Source organism: Chishuiella sp. (genome assembly GCF_032109125.1).
In the GTDB taxonomy this organism is placed as follows: Bacteria; Bacteroidota; Bacteroidia; order Flavobacteriales; family Weeksellaceae; genus Empedobacter.
The window spans coordinates 87,485-104,128 of the sequence record NZ_DAMCLZ010000004.1 but is presented as its reverse complement, the minus strand read 5'-3'; the positions used below and the strand labels follow the sequence as shown (position 1 = coordinate 104,128).

The 16,644-nt window shown below is 29.3% G+C and carries 16 protein-coding genes; 12 read left to right on the top strand and 4 right to left on the bottom strand.

All coding sequences use genetic code 11. The annotated features are described in order from the left end of the window. Positions 1–21: 21 nt before the first annotated feature. Positions 22–2,223, bottom strand: a complete 2,202-nt coding sequence (gene recQ, locus RT575_RS06330) for a DNA helicase RecQ (RefSeq protein ID WP_313579630.1) — start codon at positions 2,221–2,223, stop codon at positions 22–24. A gap of 152 nt (positions 2,224–2,375) precedes the next feature. On the opposite strand from recQ, the gene RT575_RS06325 reads away from it, so the two are divergent. From RT575_RS06325 to RT575_RS06300, 6 genes are all read left to right on the top strand, one after another. Then, positions 2,376–3,341, top strand: coding sequence for a KpsF/GutQ family sugar-phosphate isomerase (locus tag RT575_RS06325; RefSeq protein WP_313579628.1), 966 nt, complete (start codon positions 2,376–2,378; stop codon positions 3,339–3,341). 3 nt (positions 3,342–3,344) lie between these two features. Next, on the top strand, positions 3,345–4,175 hold the full coding sequence (tatC, locus tag RT575_RS06320) for a twin-arginine translocase subunit TatC (protein ID WP_313383850.1): 831 nt from the start codon (positions 3,345–3,347) through the stop codon (positions 4,173–4,175). 68 nt (positions 4,176–4,243) lie between these two features. Beyond that, on the top strand, positions 4,244–4,990 hold the full coding sequence (locus RT575_RS06315; RefSeq protein WP_313579626.1) for an electron transfer flavoprotein subunit beta/FixA family protein: 747 nt from the start codon (positions 4,244–4,246) through the stop codon (positions 4,988–4,990). Positions 4,991–5,016: 26 nt separating this feature from the next. Continuing rightward, positions 5,017–5,967, top strand: a complete 951-nt coding sequence (locus tag RT575_RS06310) for an electron transfer flavoprotein subunit alpha/FixB family protein (protein ID WP_313579624.1) — start codon at positions 5,017–5,019, stop codon at positions 5,965–5,967. A 114-nt stretch (positions 5,968–6,081) separates the two neighbouring features. Next, positions 6,082–6,714: a bifunctional nuclease family protein gene (locus RT575_RS06305; protein WP_313383855.1), complete on the top strand. Its 633-nt coding sequence runs from the start codon at positions 6,082–6,084 to the stop codon at positions 6,712–6,714. Positions 6,715–6,732: 18 nt separating this feature from the next. After that, positions 6,733–8,067, top strand: coding sequence for an MFS transporter (locus RT575_RS06300; protein WP_313383857.1), 1,335 nt, complete (start codon positions 6,733–6,735; stop codon positions 8,065–8,067). A gap of 74 nt (positions 8,068–8,141) precedes the next feature. Here the strand turns inward: RT575_RS06300 and RT575_RS06295 are convergent, their stop codons facing one another. Further along, positions 8,142–10,646, bottom strand: a complete 2,505-nt coding sequence (locus RT575_RS06295) for a TonB-dependent receptor domain-containing protein (protein ID WP_313579621.1) — start codon at positions 10,644–10,646, stop codon at positions 8,142–8,144. A gap of 234 nt (positions 10,647–10,880) precedes the next feature. Between RT575_RS06295 and RT575_RS06290 the strand changes: the two genes are divergently transcribed. From RT575_RS06290 to RT575_RS06275, 4 genes are all read left to right on the top strand, one after another. Next, positions 10,881–11,210, top strand: coding sequence for a hypothetical protein (locus RT575_RS06290; protein WP_313383859.1), 330 nt, complete (start codon positions 10,881–10,883; stop codon positions 11,208–11,210). Positions 11,211–11,328: 118 nt separating this feature from the next. Next, a complete protein-coding gene (locus tag RT575_RS06285; RefSeq protein ID WP_313579619.1) occupies positions 11,329–12,609 on the top strand; it encodes a replication-associated recombination protein A in 1,281 nt (426 codons plus the stop codon). 146 nt (positions 12,610–12,755) lie between these two features. Further along, positions 12,756–13,175 carry a type II 3-dehydroquinate dehydratase gene (locus tag RT575_RS06280; RefSeq protein WP_313579617.1) on the top strand — a complete coding sequence of 140 codons (420 nt, stop codon included), beginning with the start codon at positions 12,756–12,758 and terminating at the stop codon, positions 13,173–13,175. Between the two features lie 41 nt (positions 13,176–13,216). Then, positions 13,217–13,549 (top strand): hypothetical protein, encoded by a 333-nt coding sequence (locus RT575_RS06275; protein WP_313383865.1) that lies wholly within the window; start codon positions 13,217–13,219, stop codon positions 13,547–13,549. 39 nt (positions 13,550–13,588) lie between these two features. Here RT575_RS06275 and yihA read toward each other — a convergent pair whose 3' ends face one another. Next, complete coding sequence (yihA, locus tag RT575_RS06270) at positions 13,589–14,206, bottom strand: ribosome biogenesis GTP-binding protein YihA/YsxC (protein ID WP_313579615.1); 618 nt, start codon at positions 14,204–14,206, stop codon at positions 13,589–13,591. A 3-nt stretch (positions 14,207–14,209) separates the two neighbouring features. Beyond that, positions 14,210–14,992 carry an alpha/beta hydrolase gene (locus tag RT575_RS06265; RefSeq protein WP_313579613.1) on the bottom strand — a complete coding sequence of 261 codons (783 nt, stop codon included), beginning with the start codon at positions 14,990–14,992 and terminating at the stop codon, positions 14,210–14,212. Positions 14,993–15,273: 281 nt separating this feature from the next. Between RT575_RS06265 and mraZ the strand changes: the two genes are divergently transcribed. Both mraZ and rsmH read left to right on the top strand, forming a co-directional pair. Then, positions 15,274–15,735 carry a division/cell wall cluster transcriptional repressor MraZ gene (gene mraZ, locus RT575_RS06260; RefSeq protein WP_313383870.1) on the top strand — a complete coding sequence of 154 codons (462 nt, stop codon included), beginning with the start codon at positions 15,274–15,276 and terminating at the stop codon, positions 15,733–15,735. Beyond that, complete coding sequence (gene rsmH, locus RT575_RS06255) at positions 15,728–16,633, top strand: 16S rRNA (cytosine(1402)-N(4))-methyltransferase RsmH (RefSeq protein ID WP_313579611.1); 906 nt, start codon at positions 15,728–15,730, stop codon at positions 16,631–16,633. Before mraZ ends, rsmH begins: the two co-directional genes overlap by 8 nt. Positions 16,634–16,644 lie beyond the last annotated feature (11 nt).

Sequence of the window (16,644 nt, the reverse complement as noted above, 5' to 3'; positions counted from 1 at the left end):
AAAGTGGTTTTTTTATTTAGTTTAATTTGCTACTTCGCTAATGAATTTTATTCTCATAAGACGTAATTCTTCGTCATCATAATCATCTCCAAATTCTTCAAGTAAAGCAGACATCGAATCTGATTCCGATTCCATCAAGAATTCATATATTTCTTCTTGTTGGTCATCATCTAAAACTTCATCGATATAATAATTTATATTTAATTTAGTTCCTTGATAAACGATACTTTCCATTTCTGAAAGTAAATCACTCATTGACATTTTTTTAGCTGCTGCAACATCCTCTAGATTTAATTTTCTATCTGTTGATTGAATAATATAAACTTTATGGCTTGCTTTGTCTGCAACTTGTTTTATGACCATGTCTTCAGGACGAATAATATCGTTATCCTTTACATATTGAGCTATAAATTCTACAAAATCCTTACCAAATTTTTGAGCTTTACCTTCACCTACACCATAAACATTTGTTAGTTCTTTTATACTTGTAGGATATTGCATTGTCATATCATCAAGACTAGAATCTTGAAAAACAGCAAATGGAGGTATTTGATGTTTTTTTGCAATTTTTTTTCTTAAATCTTTTAATTGCTTTAATAATGCATCATCAAAAGCAATAGGAGTAGAAGATGTTTCTTGTTTGTCAAATGCTCCTTCTGATAAGAATTTTTTAAAGTCAATATCCTGAGCAATTTCAAATGATACAGGATTTGTAATAAATTCTTTACCTTCTTTAGTTATTTTTAAAACACCATAAGATTCTATTTCTTTTTCTAGAAAACTGCGTACAATTAATTGTCTTAAAATAGATTTCCAATAGTAATCTTCTTTAGTTTTACCAATACCAAAAAATTCTTCTAAATTTAAATTATGAGATTTTGTAATAGACGTTTCTTTACCAACAATCACATTAACAACATCATTTAATTTTAACTTTTGCTTTGTTTTAATGATAACATCTAAAGCGATTATAGCATCATCTTTAGCTTCAATCATTTTTTTAGGATTTCGCATGTTGTCATCCATGTTAGCACCATTTCCATTTTTTTCGTCAAACTCTTCTCCAAAATAATGGAGTAAAAATTTTCTACGAGACATAGATGTTTCGGCATAAGCAACAACTTCTGATAATAATTGCATTCCCACTTCTCGTTCTGCTACAGGCTTACTAGCTAAGAATTTTTCGAGCTTTTCAATATCTTTATAATCGTAAAAAGCAAGACAAATTCCTTCACCACCATCACGTCCAGCTCGTCCAGTTTCTTGATAGTAACTTTCTAGAGATTTTGGCATGTCGTAATGAATAACAAAACGAACGTCAGGTTTATCTATTCCCATTCCAAATGCAATTGTAGCCACAACAACACTTGCATCTTCCATCAAAAACATATCTTGATGTTTACTGCGTGTTTTTGCATCTAATCCAGCATGGTATGGAATAGCATTAATTCCATTAACTTGTAAAAGTTGAGTGATTTCTTCAACCTTTTTTCTACTCAAGCAGTAAATAACACCAGATTTTCCATCATTTTGCTTGATGAATTTTATAATCTGTTTATCCTGATCTACTTTAGGACGTATTTCATAAAACAAGTTTGTACGATTAAAAGAATCTTTAAAAACTTTAGCACTTTGCATACCTAAAGTTTTTTGAATATCTTCTTGTACTTTTGGAGTAGCAGTAGCTGTTAATGCAATAATAGGAGCGTCTCCAATTTTGTTTATGATAGATTTCAGATTACGATACTCTGGTCTAAAATCATGACCCCATTCAGATATACAATGCGCTTCATCAATAGCAAAAAAAGAAATTTTCACTGACTTGAAAAAATCAATATATTCCTCTTTTGTTAAAGATTCAGGTGCAACGTATAACAATTTTGTAACACCATCTTTAATATCTGTCATCACCGTTTTGGTTTCAGACTTATTTAAAGATGAATTTAATACATGCGCAATTCCATTATTTTCTGAAATACCACGTATTGCATCTACTTGATTTTTCATTAGAGCGATTAGAGGTGAAACAATAATCGCTACTCCATCAGACATTAATGCCGGTAATTGATAACATAAAGACTTACCTCCTCCAGTAGGCATTAAAACAAATACATCTTCATTGTTTAATAAACTTGTAATGATTTCATGCTGCTGTCCTTTAAATTGGTCAAAACCAAAATATTTTTTAAGGTAAGATGTTAAGTTTTTCGAAGTGGCTTCCATCTACGCAAAAGACTAAAATTAATAATATAAATAAATAGTTCCTATATTTGATACCTCTTAAATATACGCACAATTTTTATATAATTGAGTGATAATAAAAAAGGAGAGTAAAATTACGAATTATTTTAAATATAGACAATATAAATTTTATTGTGGGAAATTCAGAATTAATAAAAATAGCACAAAACGTTTTTCAGGAAGAAATTCAAGCGTTACAAGAGATTTCATCTCGTATTAATGAGGCATTTGTAGAAGCAGTAAATGCAATTTACAATTCTAAAGGAAAATTAGTTATTGTAGGTGTTGGAAAAAGTGCTCATATAGCAAATAAGATAGTGGCAACATTAAATTCTACAGGTACACCAAGTCAATTTCTTCATGCAACTGAGGCAATACATGGTGATTTAGGATTGGTTCAACCAGAGGATATTGTTTTATGTATATCAAAAAGTGGAAATACACCAGAGATTACTTATTTAGCACCGATTCTTAAACAATATTCATCTGTATTAATTGCATTAACATCTAATTTAAAGTCTGAATTAGCAAAGGCTTCAGATATCGTTTTAGATATTAATATAGACAAAGAGGCTTGTCCAGTTAATTTAGCTCCAACAACATCTACAACTTCTCAATTGGTAATGGGAGATGCGATTGCAGTTACACTTATGAAAATGAGAATGTTTACACAAGATGATTTTGCTAAATATCATCCAGGAGGAGCTTTAGGAAAAAGACTTCTTTGGACAGTTGAAAATATTGTAGATTCAGAAAGAAAACCTTTTGTATCACCAAATTCATCTATAACCGATGTTATAAATTCGTTAACATCAGGTAGGCACGGAATTACAGTTGTAATGGATGATAATAAAATAGTAGGAGTAATTACTGATGGAGATTTACGTCGTATGTTATTAAATAATGATAATTTTCAACATTTATTAGCAAAAGATATAGCTTCTATGAATCCTAAAACAATTAATAAATCTGAAAAAGCAAGAGAAGCTTTGACTATTCTTCGACAAAATAGTATAGGGCAATTAGTTGTTGTTGATGAAAATAACAACTATTATGGAATTTTGGATATTCACTCAATTTTAAATGAAGGAATAGAGTAGATTATGGGAAGTAAAAAAACAAATATGTCCTTTTTGGCTCATGTTGGAGAATTGAGAGGGCATCTTACTAGAGCAATTATAGCAATTATAGTTACATCTCTTATTGCTACTTATTATTGGGAAGAATTAGTTGAATTTGTAATTATGGCTCCATTAAAATCGACTTTTCCGACATTTAATTTATTTAATAATTTTGGAGAATGGACTGGTTATGGTAAAATATATACAGAATCATTTGATATATCTAAAGAATTAACAAACCTTAATCCTTCGGGTCAAATTACATCACAATTCTTTGCAATTATTATATGTGGAGTTATTTTAGCTATGCCATATATTATATATGAATTATGGAGATTTATTAATCCAGCTTTAAAAGAATCAGAGAGAAAATATGCAGGGTTAACTATATTATCAATCATATTCTTTTTTTTAATAGGTGTATCATTTAGTTATTTTATGTTGTTACCTTTATGTACACAGTTTTTGTTTACATATGATCCTTTTGGTGTAGGTAATACATGGACGTTACCTAGTTATATTGATTTATTTGTTCAGCTATTATTATCTATGGGGATAATGTTTTTGATGCCAATATTTGTTTATTTTTTAACAGCAATAGGTATCTTAAAACCTAAATTCTTAAAAGAGTATAGAAAACATGCTTTTATTGTTGTTTTAGTTATTGCTGCAGCGATAACTCCTAATGATGTTTATAGTATGATTCTAGTTACAATTCCTCTTTGGATCTTATATGAATTGAGTGTAATTATTTCTACATCAGTATATAAGAAGCAATTAAGAACTAAAAATAAAGAAGTTGTTAAGAATTAACATTATTATGCTTGCATAGTAATTTTTTTTATTTATTTTTACAATACAAGAAAAAAACACACAAAATTATGAAGATATTAGTTTGTATTAGTAGTGTACCAGATACTACTGCTAAAATTAATTTTACAGCTGATGGAAAATTATTTGATAAGACTGGAGTACAGTTTGTTATCAATCCACATGATGAGATTTCTTTAAATAAGGCAATAGATTTACAAGAAAAATTAGGAGCAACTGTAACGATTGTTACAGTTGGAGACGCTTCTGTTGATCCTGTGATGCGTAAAGCATTAGCAATTGGAGCTAATGATGGAATAAGAGTGGATAGTGAAGCAAAAGATGATTTTTTTGTTGCTACTCAAATAGCAAAAATTGTTAAAGAAGGGGGGTATGACTTGATTTTAGCAGGAAAGGAATCTATTGATTATAATGGAGGAGCTGTTCCTGGTTTTATTGCTGCAATTTTAGATTATGCCTTTGTTAACGCAAGTATAGGTTTAGAACTGGAAGGTTCTACAGCTAAAGTGGTTCGTGAAATAGATGGAGGTAAAGAGATAATTGAAGTGGCATTACCAGTTGTTATTGCAGGTCAAAAAGGTTTAGTAGAAGAGTCTGCGATAAGAATCCCAAATATGAGAGGAATAATGCAAGCTCGCACAAAACAAATTAATGTAGTTGCTTCTGAGTCTACTGAATCAAAAGTAGAAATTGTTGGTTTTGAAAAACCAGTTGAAAGAGGTAATGTAACATTAATTGATAAAGATAATGTTGCTGAATTAGTAAGATTATTACATGAGGAAGCTAAAGTTATCTAAAAACAATCACTAAAAAAGAAATTATTATGGCAATTTTTGTATTCGCAGAATCACACGAAGGAAAATATAAAAAAGCAGGTTTAGAAGCTGTTTCATATGCAAAAGTAACTGCAGATTTATCTGGAGATACTGTTACTGCAATAGTATTTGGAGACTCACCTGCAGACGAATTATATAAATATGGAGCATCAAAAGTATTAAAAATACAAAATGATGTTTTAAATAAATTTGATGCTAATTCTTATGCTAAAGCTTTAGCTGAAGTTGCTCAAGGAGATATAATTATATTACCTTCAACAAATGAAGGAGCTACAATAGCGCCTGTATTAGCTTATAAAACAGGAGCATCTTTAGTGACTAATGTTGAAAAGGCTCCATCCTCGGTAAGTCCATTTACTGTAGCAAGAAAATCATTTTCTGGAAAAGGAATAGAAACAGTTTCTGTAACAGGTAAAATAGTTATTACTATTTTACAAAATTCTTTTGGCATTAAGGAAAGTCAAGTTTCAGGTACAGAAGAAGTAGCTTCAATTTCTGTTACAGGTTCAGATGTAAAAGTAAAAGTTATTTCAACTGATTTGGCTTCATCAAATAAAATAGATCTAAAAGAAGCTGATATAGTGGTTTCTGCAGGTAGAGGGATGAAAGGTCCTGAAAATTGGGGAATTATTGAAGATTTAGCAAATGTTTTAGGGGCTGCTACAGCTTCATCAAAACCAGTTGCTGATGTTGGTTGGAGACCACATGCAGAGCATGTAGGGCAAACAGGTAAAGCAATTGCACCTAAATTATATATTGCAATCGGTATTTCTGGTGCAATTCAACATTTAGCTGGTGTTAATGGTTCTAAAACAATTGTAGTTATTAATAATGATCCTGAAGCTCCATTCTTTAAATCAGCTGATTATGGAATTGTTGGTGATGCTTTTGATGTTGTTCCTAAACTTACTGAAGAGTTAAAAAAGTTTAAAGGGTAATTTTTATTTGTAAAAACTATTATATTATAAATCCGAGTCTATCATATGATTCGGATTTTTTATTTGTTAAAAAAAGATTAATTATTCATCAGTTTTTCATAGATTTACACCCAAATGGACAATTTAATAAGATTAAATATTAAAGGGATTTCTTACAGTCAGACTCAAACAGGAGCTTATGCTTTGATTCTTGAAGAAAATGTAGGAGGAAGAAAATTACCAATTATTATAGGAAGTTTTGAGGCACAGGCTATAGCACTTGCTTTGGAAAAAGATATTAATCCTCCACGTCCTTTAACACACGATTTATTTCTTTCTTTAGGAAAAGAATTTGACTTAACTGTAGAATCTATTTATATTTATAAATTAGAGGATGGTGTTTTTTATTCAAACATTGTTTTTTCTAATGATGAAGGTCGTCATGCTGAAATAGACTCAAGAACTTCTGATGCTATTGCTTTAGCAGTCCGTTTTAATGCCCCTATATATGCCTATGAACATGTTGTTGAGAAAGCTGGAATTCATTTAGATGTTTTCGAGGAAGAAGAAAACATGCGTCGTGCAGCCAATAATTTTGAAGATGATCTGGATATTCTAGCAGGAATTGAAAATGATTTGTCTGATACAAATGAATTTGAAGGTTGGTCTAAAGAAGATTTACAATCTGAAATGGATAAAGCTGTACAAAATGAGGATTACGAATTAGCCGCTCGCTTACGTGATCAGATAGATAACATGGAAAACTAATAACTATTTCATATAATTATGTCTGTAAAGTTTAGACTTACAATCATGAGTTTCCTTGAATTTGCGGTATGGGGAGCATACCTCACTTCTATGGGGAATTACTTAGGATCAGTTGGCTTAGGCCCTAAAATTGGTCTTTTTTATGCGATGCAAGGTATTGTATCGATTTTTATGCCTGCCATTATGGGTATAGTTGCTGATAGATGGATTCCAGTTCAACGTTTATTAGGATTGAATCATTTATTTGCAGCAATTTTTATGTTTGCAACAGGATATTACGGTTATACTGCTGGTGATAATGTTGATTTTACGATTATTTTTACATTATACTCGTTTAGTGTAGCATTTTTTATGCCTACAATTGCACTTTCTAATTCAACAGCTTACACTATTTTAAAACAGAATAACTTGGATACCATAAAGGCCTTCCCTCCAATAAGAACATTTGGAACTGTAGGTTTTATTTTTGCTATGTTATTTGTGAATTTTTCAGGTTTTAAAGATGGAGCTTTCACTTTTAATTTTTCTAGTGATTCAGGATTTGTAAGCTTTCAGTCAAATTATTTCCAATTTTTTGTTTCTGGTATTTTAGGAGTAGTATTATTCTTGTATAGTTTAGTACTTCCAAATTGCCCTATAAGTAAATCATCAGAAAAACAAACAATATCTGATGCATTTGGATTAAAAGCTTTTGCTTTATTCAAAGATAAAAAAATGGCAGTATTTTTTATCTTCTCAATGCTTTTAGGTGTTTCTTTACAGATTACAAATGGTTATGCAAATCCTTTTATTACAACTTTTAAAGATGTTCCTCAGTATGCAAATTCTTGGGGAGCTAGTAATGCAAATGCATTAATTTCTTTATCACAAGTATCAGAAACATTATGTATTTTATTGATTCCGTTTTTTCTAAAACGTTTTGGAATTAAAATAGTAATGTTGATGGCAATGATAGGTTGGGTATTAAGATTTGGATTATTTGGATTAGGAGATCCTGGTTCTGGAGTTTGGATGTTTATATTATCCATGATTGTTTATGGAATTGCATTTGATTTCTTTAATGTATCAGGTTCTTTATATGTAGATAAAGAAACAAATGAAAAAATTCGTTCTTCTGCTCAAGGGGTTTTTATGATGATGACTAATGGTTTTGGAGCTACAGTAGGAATGCTAATTGCTCAATATATAGTAAATCATTATGTATTTAGTCAAACAGATTTATCTGCTCAATTAGAAGGTTGGAGGCATTCATGGTTTATATTTTCAGGTTATGCTTTAGTGGTTACAATACTATTTGCTATAATATTTAAGTATAAACATAATCCAAATGATATTGATGATATAAAACATTAATATAATAAAATAAAAAAAGCGAGATAGATTTTACTATCTCGCTTTTTTTATTTTAACTAATTGTTCCAAGTTAATTACATTTCTTGACCTTGTTGTTCCATTCCTTCACCATTTTCTGGTTGCTGTTTATTTTTATCATGTCCACCAGTATTTTTGAATCTGTAAGTAAATGATAAATTAATAGAGCGCTTCATCCAACGCATGCTTTCATAATTTTGAGAATCGTCATAATAATTAGTCATTTGACGCTTTCTTGAGTTGAATACATCACGAATATTTAATGTTAAAGATGCTTTCTTATTTAACAAGTCTTTTGATAAAGAAAAATCCATAGAAAGGTTATCTTTTGTTTTTTGTTGTGCTGTTTTCATTCCTCCCATATAGTTACCTGCGAATTGTACTTTCAAATCAGAAGGTAATATGAAGCTAGAAGATAGTCTCCCTCTTGAACTGAATCCGTCACCTTTAAAACTTTGGCTCATTGTTTTTGTTTCTGTGGCACCTGTATCAGGATTTAAGTAGTTATCTATAGTAGTAGAATAGCTTCCTGTTCTATTATAACCAAATAAATTTACATTGAACATTAAATTCCACCATTTAAAAGGCTTGTATGTAGAAGTTACGTCAATACCATATCTGTCTTCGTTACCAGCATTAACAGGCATTGTTTCAAATGCTTTATTGTAATCATTTCCAGATTCTGTTTTAATCCAATTATATGATTGAAAATCATTTATTACTTTAGTCGTTTTTTGATAAAATAACGAAGGTGTAATCATTAATTTACCTACAGTAGTAATATAAGATAATTCTAAAGAATTAGTATATGTCGGATTTAAATCAGGATTTCCTTTTCTTAAATCTAATACATTTAAGCTAGAGAAGAATGGCATTAACATGAATCCCATAGGTCTGCGAACTCTTCTGGAATAGCTTAACTGCATTTCATTCTTATCAGTAAACTTATAATTAAGAGTTAATGTAGGGAATAAATCAGTATATTTTTTAGAAATAGTTTGACCAGTATTATAATTGTCAATTTTCATATCAGAACTTTCCATTCTAAGACCAGCAAAATATTGAAATTTTTCACCGATAGAATTACCAAATTGAGCATAAGCAGCATAAACATTTTGTTGATTATTTATATCAGCTAAAAAAGCACTATTTGGAGTTTCAGATCCATCTGAATTAATATTATTGTTTCCACTGTTTGTTTTTGTATTGTTTAAATCAATACGAGTTCCAAGTTCAAATTTTCCTTTTTCGCCAATAGGTTTAACGTAATCTGCAGTAAAAACTGCTGTATTTTGTTTTTCTAAACTGTAAGTTCTTTGGTTGTCTGTTGTTTCGTTAAGTTTATTTAATCCTAATATGTTACCATTTTCATCTTCTTTCTCATAAAAATATCTACCAGCAATAGATAATTCATGGCCATTTTTATCAAACTCATGTTTGTAATTGACATCAGCATCAAAGTTAGTTTCTAGTTCTTTAGTTTTCTGAATACGTTCATTATTATCTGTTAATATAAAGTCAGAATCAAGATAGTTGTATCGTACATTACTAATATTATTTCCGTTATTGTATCTATATCCAACAGAACCTCCTAAAGTATTTTTGTCATCTAAATAATATTCACCTCCTAATCTAGCATTATAATTTCTTCTAATACGATCTCGTTCTGTGCTTGATTTACGGTAATCTTTTACAATTCCATTAGAGAAGTTTGTTAATAATGATTCTCCATTACCTTGGTTATTTGAATAACGAGTACCTAAAGTTGTATAAATGTTATATTTCTTTGTTTTGTAATTTAAGTTAACATTTGTACCTGCTGTTTTTGGAAAACCACCATTAACAGAAACAGATCCATTGAATCCTGTATTTGTTCCCTTTTTTAGGACAATATTTATAATACCAGCTGATCCAGAGGCTTCGTATCTAGCTGAAGGGTTTGTTACTAACTCAATACGTTCAACATTCTCTGCTGGGATATTTTTTAATGCTTCTGCGATATCAGAAACACCTAACATTCCAGAAGGCTTTCCATCAACTAAAAATTTGACATTGTCATTTCCTCTTAAAGAAACATTTCCTTCTGCATCAACAGATACTGAAGGTACATTTGCAAGAGCATCAGATAAAGTTTGTCCTTGTGACAATGGATCATTAGCCATGTCATATACTTTTTTATCTAATTCTACTTTGTATATAGGTTTTTCAGCAGTAATAACTGCAGCATCTAAAGATACAGTTTGGTCTGTCTTTGCTGTAAAAATGCCTAAATCAGTAGTTGTTGATGTGATATTAATTTGCTTTTCGATTATATCATATCCTAAAGGTTCTATTACTAAAATGTAACTTCCAGCTTTAGCTTGAATATTAAACACTCCATTTGCATCAGTTGATTCCTCTGCTACAACTCCATCTTCTTTACTTTCTAGTGATATAGTAGTATATTCTACAGGCTTTTTATCACTTGTTAAAACTTTTCCTTTTATTTTCAAAAGTTCTTGTGCATTCATATTTGCACAAATACATATAAAAATAAAAGCAAATAAACTTCTTAACCTCATTTGTTTAATTTTACGTTTTTTAGTAGTTTCTATTATTTACTATTCTATTTGACAAAAGTCTTTTTGAAAGGTTTAAAATTGGAATAAAAATATTTATATTTCATATGTCGAATTAAAACAATAAGCGTTACAAGTATTTGAAAAATTAATTCAATAATAATTTTAACAAATAACTTTTTAAACCTTTTTATATTAATTAAGTCAAAGAAAGTAGAGTATAAAAAATATATAATTATGAATAAGAAATATTATAGATTTATTTTTCTTTTTGCTTCTATTTTTGTTTCAATTAATGTATCTGCTCAAGATAAAAATGATGAAGCTTCTAGAGAACAAAAATTACAAAAATTAAAAACGGATTTAAATTTGTCAGATGCGCAAGTTTTAAAAATAAAGCAGATTGAGGATAGTTATAAAGATGAAAAATTAGAGCTTAAGCGTAGAATGGTTGAGTTGCGTAAAAAAGAATTTAATGAAATTGATAGTGTTTTTACTCCAGAGCAAAAAGCAAAATTAAAAGAATTACACGCTAAAAAAAATCATGGTAAAAAAAGAGCTGAATAAAGCTCTTTTTTTTATTTTTTATAATTCCAAATAGAATAGATAAAATACGAAAAGAAAGAAATTGTATTGGACTATAATTATTATATTTCGTTAACTTTGAAATTAAATAGATTTTTTTATGAATGCTCCTTTAGCAGAAAGAATGCGTCCAAAAACTCTGGAAGATTATATTAATCAAAAACATTTAGTAGGGGATAATGGACCTATAAAAATGATGTTGCAGCATGATATGATAGCTTCTATGATTTTTTGGGGACCTCCAGGTACAGGAAAAACAACTTTAGCTCAATTGATATCAGAACTTACAGATCGTCCTTTTTATACATTAAGTGCGATAAATTCTGGTGTAAAAGAAGTAAGAGAAGTTATTGAAAAAGCTAAAAGTCAGAATTTATTTTCAGGGAACAAAAATCCTATTTTATTTATTGATGAAATACATCGGTTTAATAAATCACAACAAGATAGTTTATTGGGTGCAGTAGAAAAAGGTCTTGTTACTCTTATAGGAGCTACTACGGAAAATCCTAGTTTTGAAGTTGTTCCAGCTTTACTTTCAAGGGCTCAAGTCTATGTTCTAAAACATTTAGATAAAACAGATTTAATTGATTTGATAAATAGAGCAATAAAAAACGATGTTGTTTTATCTAAATTAGATATAGAATTATATGAAACAGATGCTTTGTTGAGGTATTCAGGAGGAGATGCGAGAAAATTGCTTAATGGTTTAGAGTTGGTTATTAATAGTTTTTCATTTTCTGAAAAAATTATTATTAATAATGAGATTGTTCATGAACGTATTCAACAAAATTTAGCTGCTTATGATAAATCAGGAGAGCAACACTATGATATTATATCTGCATTTATAAAATCTATTCGAGGTTCGGATCCTAATGGAGCTGTTTATTGGTTAGCTAGGATGATTGAAGGAGGTGAAGATTTGAAATTTATAGCCAGAAGATTATTAATTTCTGCTTCAGAAGATATTGGTAATGCAAATCCAACAGCAATGATATTAGCAAATAATACTTTTCAGGCTGTTTCTGTAGTTGGATATCCAGAATCTAGAATATTACTTAGTCAATGTGCTATTTATTTAGCTAATTCACCAAAGAGTAATGCGACTTATATAGCTATAGGTAAAGCACAACAAATAGTTAAACAGACAGGAGATTTACCAGTTCCTTTAAGTTTAAGAAATGCTCCAACTAAGTTGATGAAAGAGTTAGATTATGGTAAAGAATATAAATATTCTCATGATTTTCCTGGAAATTTTGTTGAACAAGAATTTTTACCTGATGATTTGGTAGGATCTGTTTTTTATGAACCAGGAGATAATAAAAGAGAATTTCAAGATAAACAGGCATTAAGTCAGAAGTGGAAAGGTAAATATGGGTATTAAAAAATCTCAATTATATTTTAATAATTGAGATTTAAAAGGTTTTGATAGTGTTGAATAAGATTGATTGTTTATATGATATTCAGTTGGTTAATTCTATTAGATCAAATCTTATGCCAATGGAATAAAACTTAAATAAAAATATAAAAATGAAACAAATACAAATAATCAACGGACCTAATTTAAATTTATTAGGTATCCGTGAACCAGAAATTTATGGAAGAGAAACCTTTGAAGATTTTTTTGTAAAATTACAACATCAATATCCTGATCTGTCATTGCATTATTATCAATCAAATCATGAAGGTGATATAATTGATAAACTTCATGAAATAGGTTTTAAGTATGATGGAATTATTCTTAATGCAGGTGCTTACTCTCATTATTCTTATGCAATTTCTGATGCTATAAAGTCAATTACAACAAAAGTAATTGAAGTACATATTTCAGATATTTATGCAAGAGAAGATTTTAGAAAAATTAGTATAACAGGAGAAAGCTGCTTGAAAATGATTACAGGTAAAGGGTTACCAGGTTATAATGAAGCTATTGAATCTTTTTTAAAATAAATCATTTATATTAGACAAAATAATTAATTAAATAGATAAAGATGAAAAAAATTGTATTGTTGCTTACAGTAATTACTCTAATTATTTCTTGTAATTCAAAACCAGATAAAAATAATACGGTTCTAAAGAATGAAACAATAAGTTATTGTGAGAAGGTAGCAATACAAGAAGGTATGTCTGAGTCTAAAAAAGAATTAGTTAAAAAATATTGTTCTTGTTCTTCTGAAAAGATGATAGGTGAGTTTACTTATGCTGAAATGATGCAAATGAAGAATCCTACTCCAGAATTAAAATCGAGATTAGAAAAACTAGTTGAACCGTGTTTGAAAGATTTGACTAATAATTTAGATGAAATTGATAAAAAGAAGAAATAATAAATATTAAAAAAAGAGAAACATTATGTTTCTCTTTTTTTAATATTTATTGTTGAATTTATCTTTTAATTGTTCATTTAAACTATCTATGTAGTTTGTTATTTCTAACTTACCAACTCTACTAGTAGATGAACTCACAAAAATCTGAGGTAATTCTTCCCAAGTTTTTAATAACTCAGTTTTGTAATGATTTAATTTCTTTTGCATTTCAGTACTTGTTAATTTGTCAAGTTTTGTAAATACAATGGAAAATGGAATTTGTTTATTTCCTAACCATTCCATAAATTGTAAATCAATTCTCTGGGGTTCATGACGTGAATCAATTAATAAAAATACATTGACTAGATTTTCTCTGAATTCAATATAATCATATATCATTTTATTAAATCCTCCTCGAACTCCTTTTGGAGCTTTAGCAAATCCATATCCAGGTAAATCAGCTAAATACCAAATGTCATCCATTTCAAATGTATTAATTAATTGTGTCTTTCCTGGTGTAGCAGACGTTTTTGCTAACGTTTTTTTATCAGCAATCATATTAATTAATGATGATTTACCAACATTTGATCTTCCAATAAAAGCGTATTCAGGCTTATTTGGCGGAGGGCAGTCTTTATATTTTTGAGAACTTTTTACGAACTCAGCTTTTTTTATCATATTCTAAACTTTTTTGGTAGGTTCAAGTTGTTTTTGAATCAGCCATTTATGTAAAATGTCGTTAAATAAATCGGGATGTTCCATCATAGGAGCGTGTCCACATTTATCTACCCAAAAAAGTGAAGCATCAGGAAGTTCTTCTTCAAATTCTATCGCGACTTCTGGAGGTGTAACATTGTCTTGTTTTCCCCAAATTAAGCAAACAGGTATTTTTATATTTTTTAAATCATCTTTCATGTTTGACTTCATAGCATCTCTTGCGATGTATAAAGTTTTTATAGCTTTATTTCTATCATTAACTGTATTGAAAACATCGTCAACAATTTCTTTAGATGCTATATTTGGGTCATAAAAGACTTCTCGTGTCTTTCTTTCCACGTATTCGTAATTTCCTCTTTTAGGATATGTTTCTCCAAAAGATTTTTCATACAAGCCAGAACTTCCAGTTAAGCATAATGCTTTTACATATTCTGGATGTCTACAACTAACCATTAATCCTATGTGCCCTCCTAATGAGTTTCCTACTAAAATAGCTGGTTCTTTTACGATTTCTGCTATAAAGTTAGCGACATGTTTGGCTATATTTTTAATATTGGTATTAATTACAGATAAAGAATATAATGGTAATTCTGGTGCGAATACCTTATAACCTCTTTTGGCGTAATAATCTGTAAGAGCACTGAAATTACTAAGTTCCCCCATAAGTCCATGAAGTAAAACTATTGGTTGACCTTCTCCTTCTTCTATGTAAGAGAACTTATCTTTCTTTTTTAAGCTAAAAAACATTTACTCGATATTAAGTCGACAAATTTAATTAATAATTATTTTCTATTGGTACTTTATCTAAAAAACTTTAATAGAGTGTTAAAAGAATTTATTTTTAAGGGCTATATAAAATGTTTTTAATTGCTTTTGAACCTTAAAAGAACTTTGTTAAACTCTATGTTAAGGTATTATTGACTTAACTAATTGATACTGAAATTCAAATTGTTAATAAAAAAATAAATAAAAGTGGTAAAAAATGGTATTTAGTGGTAATATTTTTTTATTTTTGAAAAAAATCTGTTGTGAATTCACTAATTGGAACATATGAATGTAAAGTGGATACAAAGTCTAGATTGCCAATACCAGTAAGTTTGAAGAAGCAAATGGCTGATTATTTGGAAGATGGATTTGTATTAAAACGTTCTGTGTTTCAGAATTGTTTAGAACTTCATCCTATTAAAGAATGGGAAAAAGTAATGAATGATTTGAATAAATTGAATCGATTTGTGAAGAAGAACAATGATTTTATTCGAATTTTTACTGCAGGATTAAAACTTGTAGAGATAGATTCTAACGGAAGAATACAAATTTCTAAAGATTTAGTAAAATTTGCTGGTATTAATAAAGAAGTAGTTTTAAACTCTTCAGTTAATATGATAGAAATTTGGGATAAAGATAAATATGAAGAAGTTGTAAATATCGAAGATTTTGATTTTGCAACTTTAGCAGAAGATGTAATGGGAAAAATAGGAGAAGATGAGTGAATATCATAATCCAGTGTTATTAAAAGAAAGTGTAGATGCATTAATTATTAATCCTTCTGGAGTTTATGTGGATTGTACATTTGGTGGAGGAGGTCACTCTCGTGAAATAATAAATAGAATAGATGAAGAAGGAAAATTATTTTCTTTCGATCAAGATATAGATGCAGTTAATAATAAAATTGATGATAATCGATTTGAGTTAATTGAGCAAAACTTTAGATTCTTAAAAAATAATTTAAGAATAAGAGGGGTAAAACAAGTTGACGGTGTTTTAGGTGATCTAGGAGTTTCTTCTCATCAGTTTGATACTCCTGAACGCGGTTTTTCTACTCGTTTTGATGGAGAGTTGGATATGAGAATGAATCAAAATGCTAAACTTTCTGCTAAAACTATTATTAATGAGTATGAAGAAGAAGATTTAGCTCGTGTGTTTTATGATTTTGGAGAACTACAAGGTTCTTATAGATTAGCAAGAGAAGTTGTAAAGGCACGTGCAGATAAACAAATAGAGACAATAGAAGAGTTGAAACAAATATTTTCCTTTATTCCTAAAATGAAAGAAAATAAATTTTTTGCTCAAATGTTTCAGGCATTAAGAATTGAAGTGAATGATGAGATGGCAGCCTTGAAAGATATGTTATCACAATCTGCTGAAGTTATAAAGCCAGGAGGTAGGTTGGTTATCATATCTTATCATTCTTTAGAAGATCGCTTAACAAAGCGATTTATGAAGAATGGAATGTTTGAAGGAGAGCCAGAAAGAGATGTGTTTGGTAATTGGTCTGCACCATTTAAACCACTTCAATCGAAAGTAATTGTGCCTACACAAGAAGAAATTAATGTGAATCCAAGAGCACGAAGTGCTAAAATGAGAATAGCGGTGCGAAACGAAGATTAAAATTTGAATTA

Excerpts from the sequence above, each read along its gene's own strand:
- recQ (WP_313579630.1), bottom strand. The coding sequence starts at position 2,223 with ATGGAAGCCACTTCGAAAAACTTAACATCTTACCTTAAAAAATATTTT.
- tatC (WP_313383850.1), top strand. The coding sequence starts at position 3,345 with ATGGGAAGTAAAAAAACAAATATGTCCTTTTTGGCTCATGTTGGAGAA.
- RT575_RS06315 (WP_313579626.1), top strand. The coding sequence starts at position 4,244 with ATGAAGATATTAGTTTGTATTAGTAGTGTACCAGATACTACTGCTAAA.
- RT575_RS06310 (WP_313579624.1), top strand. The coding sequence starts at position 5,017 with ATGGCAATTTTTGTATTCGCAGAATCACACGAAGGAAAATATAAAAAA.
- RT575_RS06305 (WP_313383855.1), top strand. The coding sequence starts at position 6,082 with ATGGACAATTTAATAAGATTAAATATTAAAGGGATTTCTTACAGTCAG.
- RT575_RS06300 (WP_313383857.1), top strand. The coding sequence starts at position 6,733 with ATGTCTGTAAAGTTTAGACTTACAATCATGAGTTTCCTTGAATTTGCG.
- RT575_RS06295 (WP_313579621.1), bottom strand. The coding sequence starts at position 10,646 with ATGAGGTTAAGAAGTTTATTTGCTTTTATTTTTATATGTATTTGTGCA.
- RT575_RS06290 (WP_313383859.1), top strand. The coding sequence starts at position 10,881 with ATGAATAAGAAATATTATAGATTTATTTTTCTTTTTGCTTCTATTTTT.
- RT575_RS06285 (WP_313579619.1), top strand. The coding sequence starts at position 11,329 with ATGAATGCTCCTTTAGCAGAAAGAATGCGTCCAAAAACTCTGGAAGAT.
- RT575_RS06280 (WP_313579617.1), top strand. The coding sequence starts at position 12,756 with ATGAAACAAATACAAATAATCAACGGACCTAATTTAAATTTATTAGGT.
- RT575_RS06275 (WP_313383865.1), top strand. The coding sequence starts at position 13,217 with ATGAAAAAAATTGTATTGTTGCTTACAGTAATTACTCTAATTATTTCT.
- yihA (WP_313579615.1), bottom strand. The coding sequence starts at position 14,206 with ATGATAAAAAAAGCTGAGTTCGTAAAAAGTTCTCAAAAATATAAAGAC.
- RT575_RS06265 (WP_313579613.1), bottom strand. The coding sequence starts at position 14,992 with ATGTTTTTTAGCTTAAAAAAGAAAGATAAGTTCTCTTACATAGAAGAA.
- rsmH (WP_313579611.1), top strand. The coding sequence starts at position 15,728 with ATGAGTGAATATCATAATCCAGTGTTATTAAAAGAAAGTGTAGATGCA.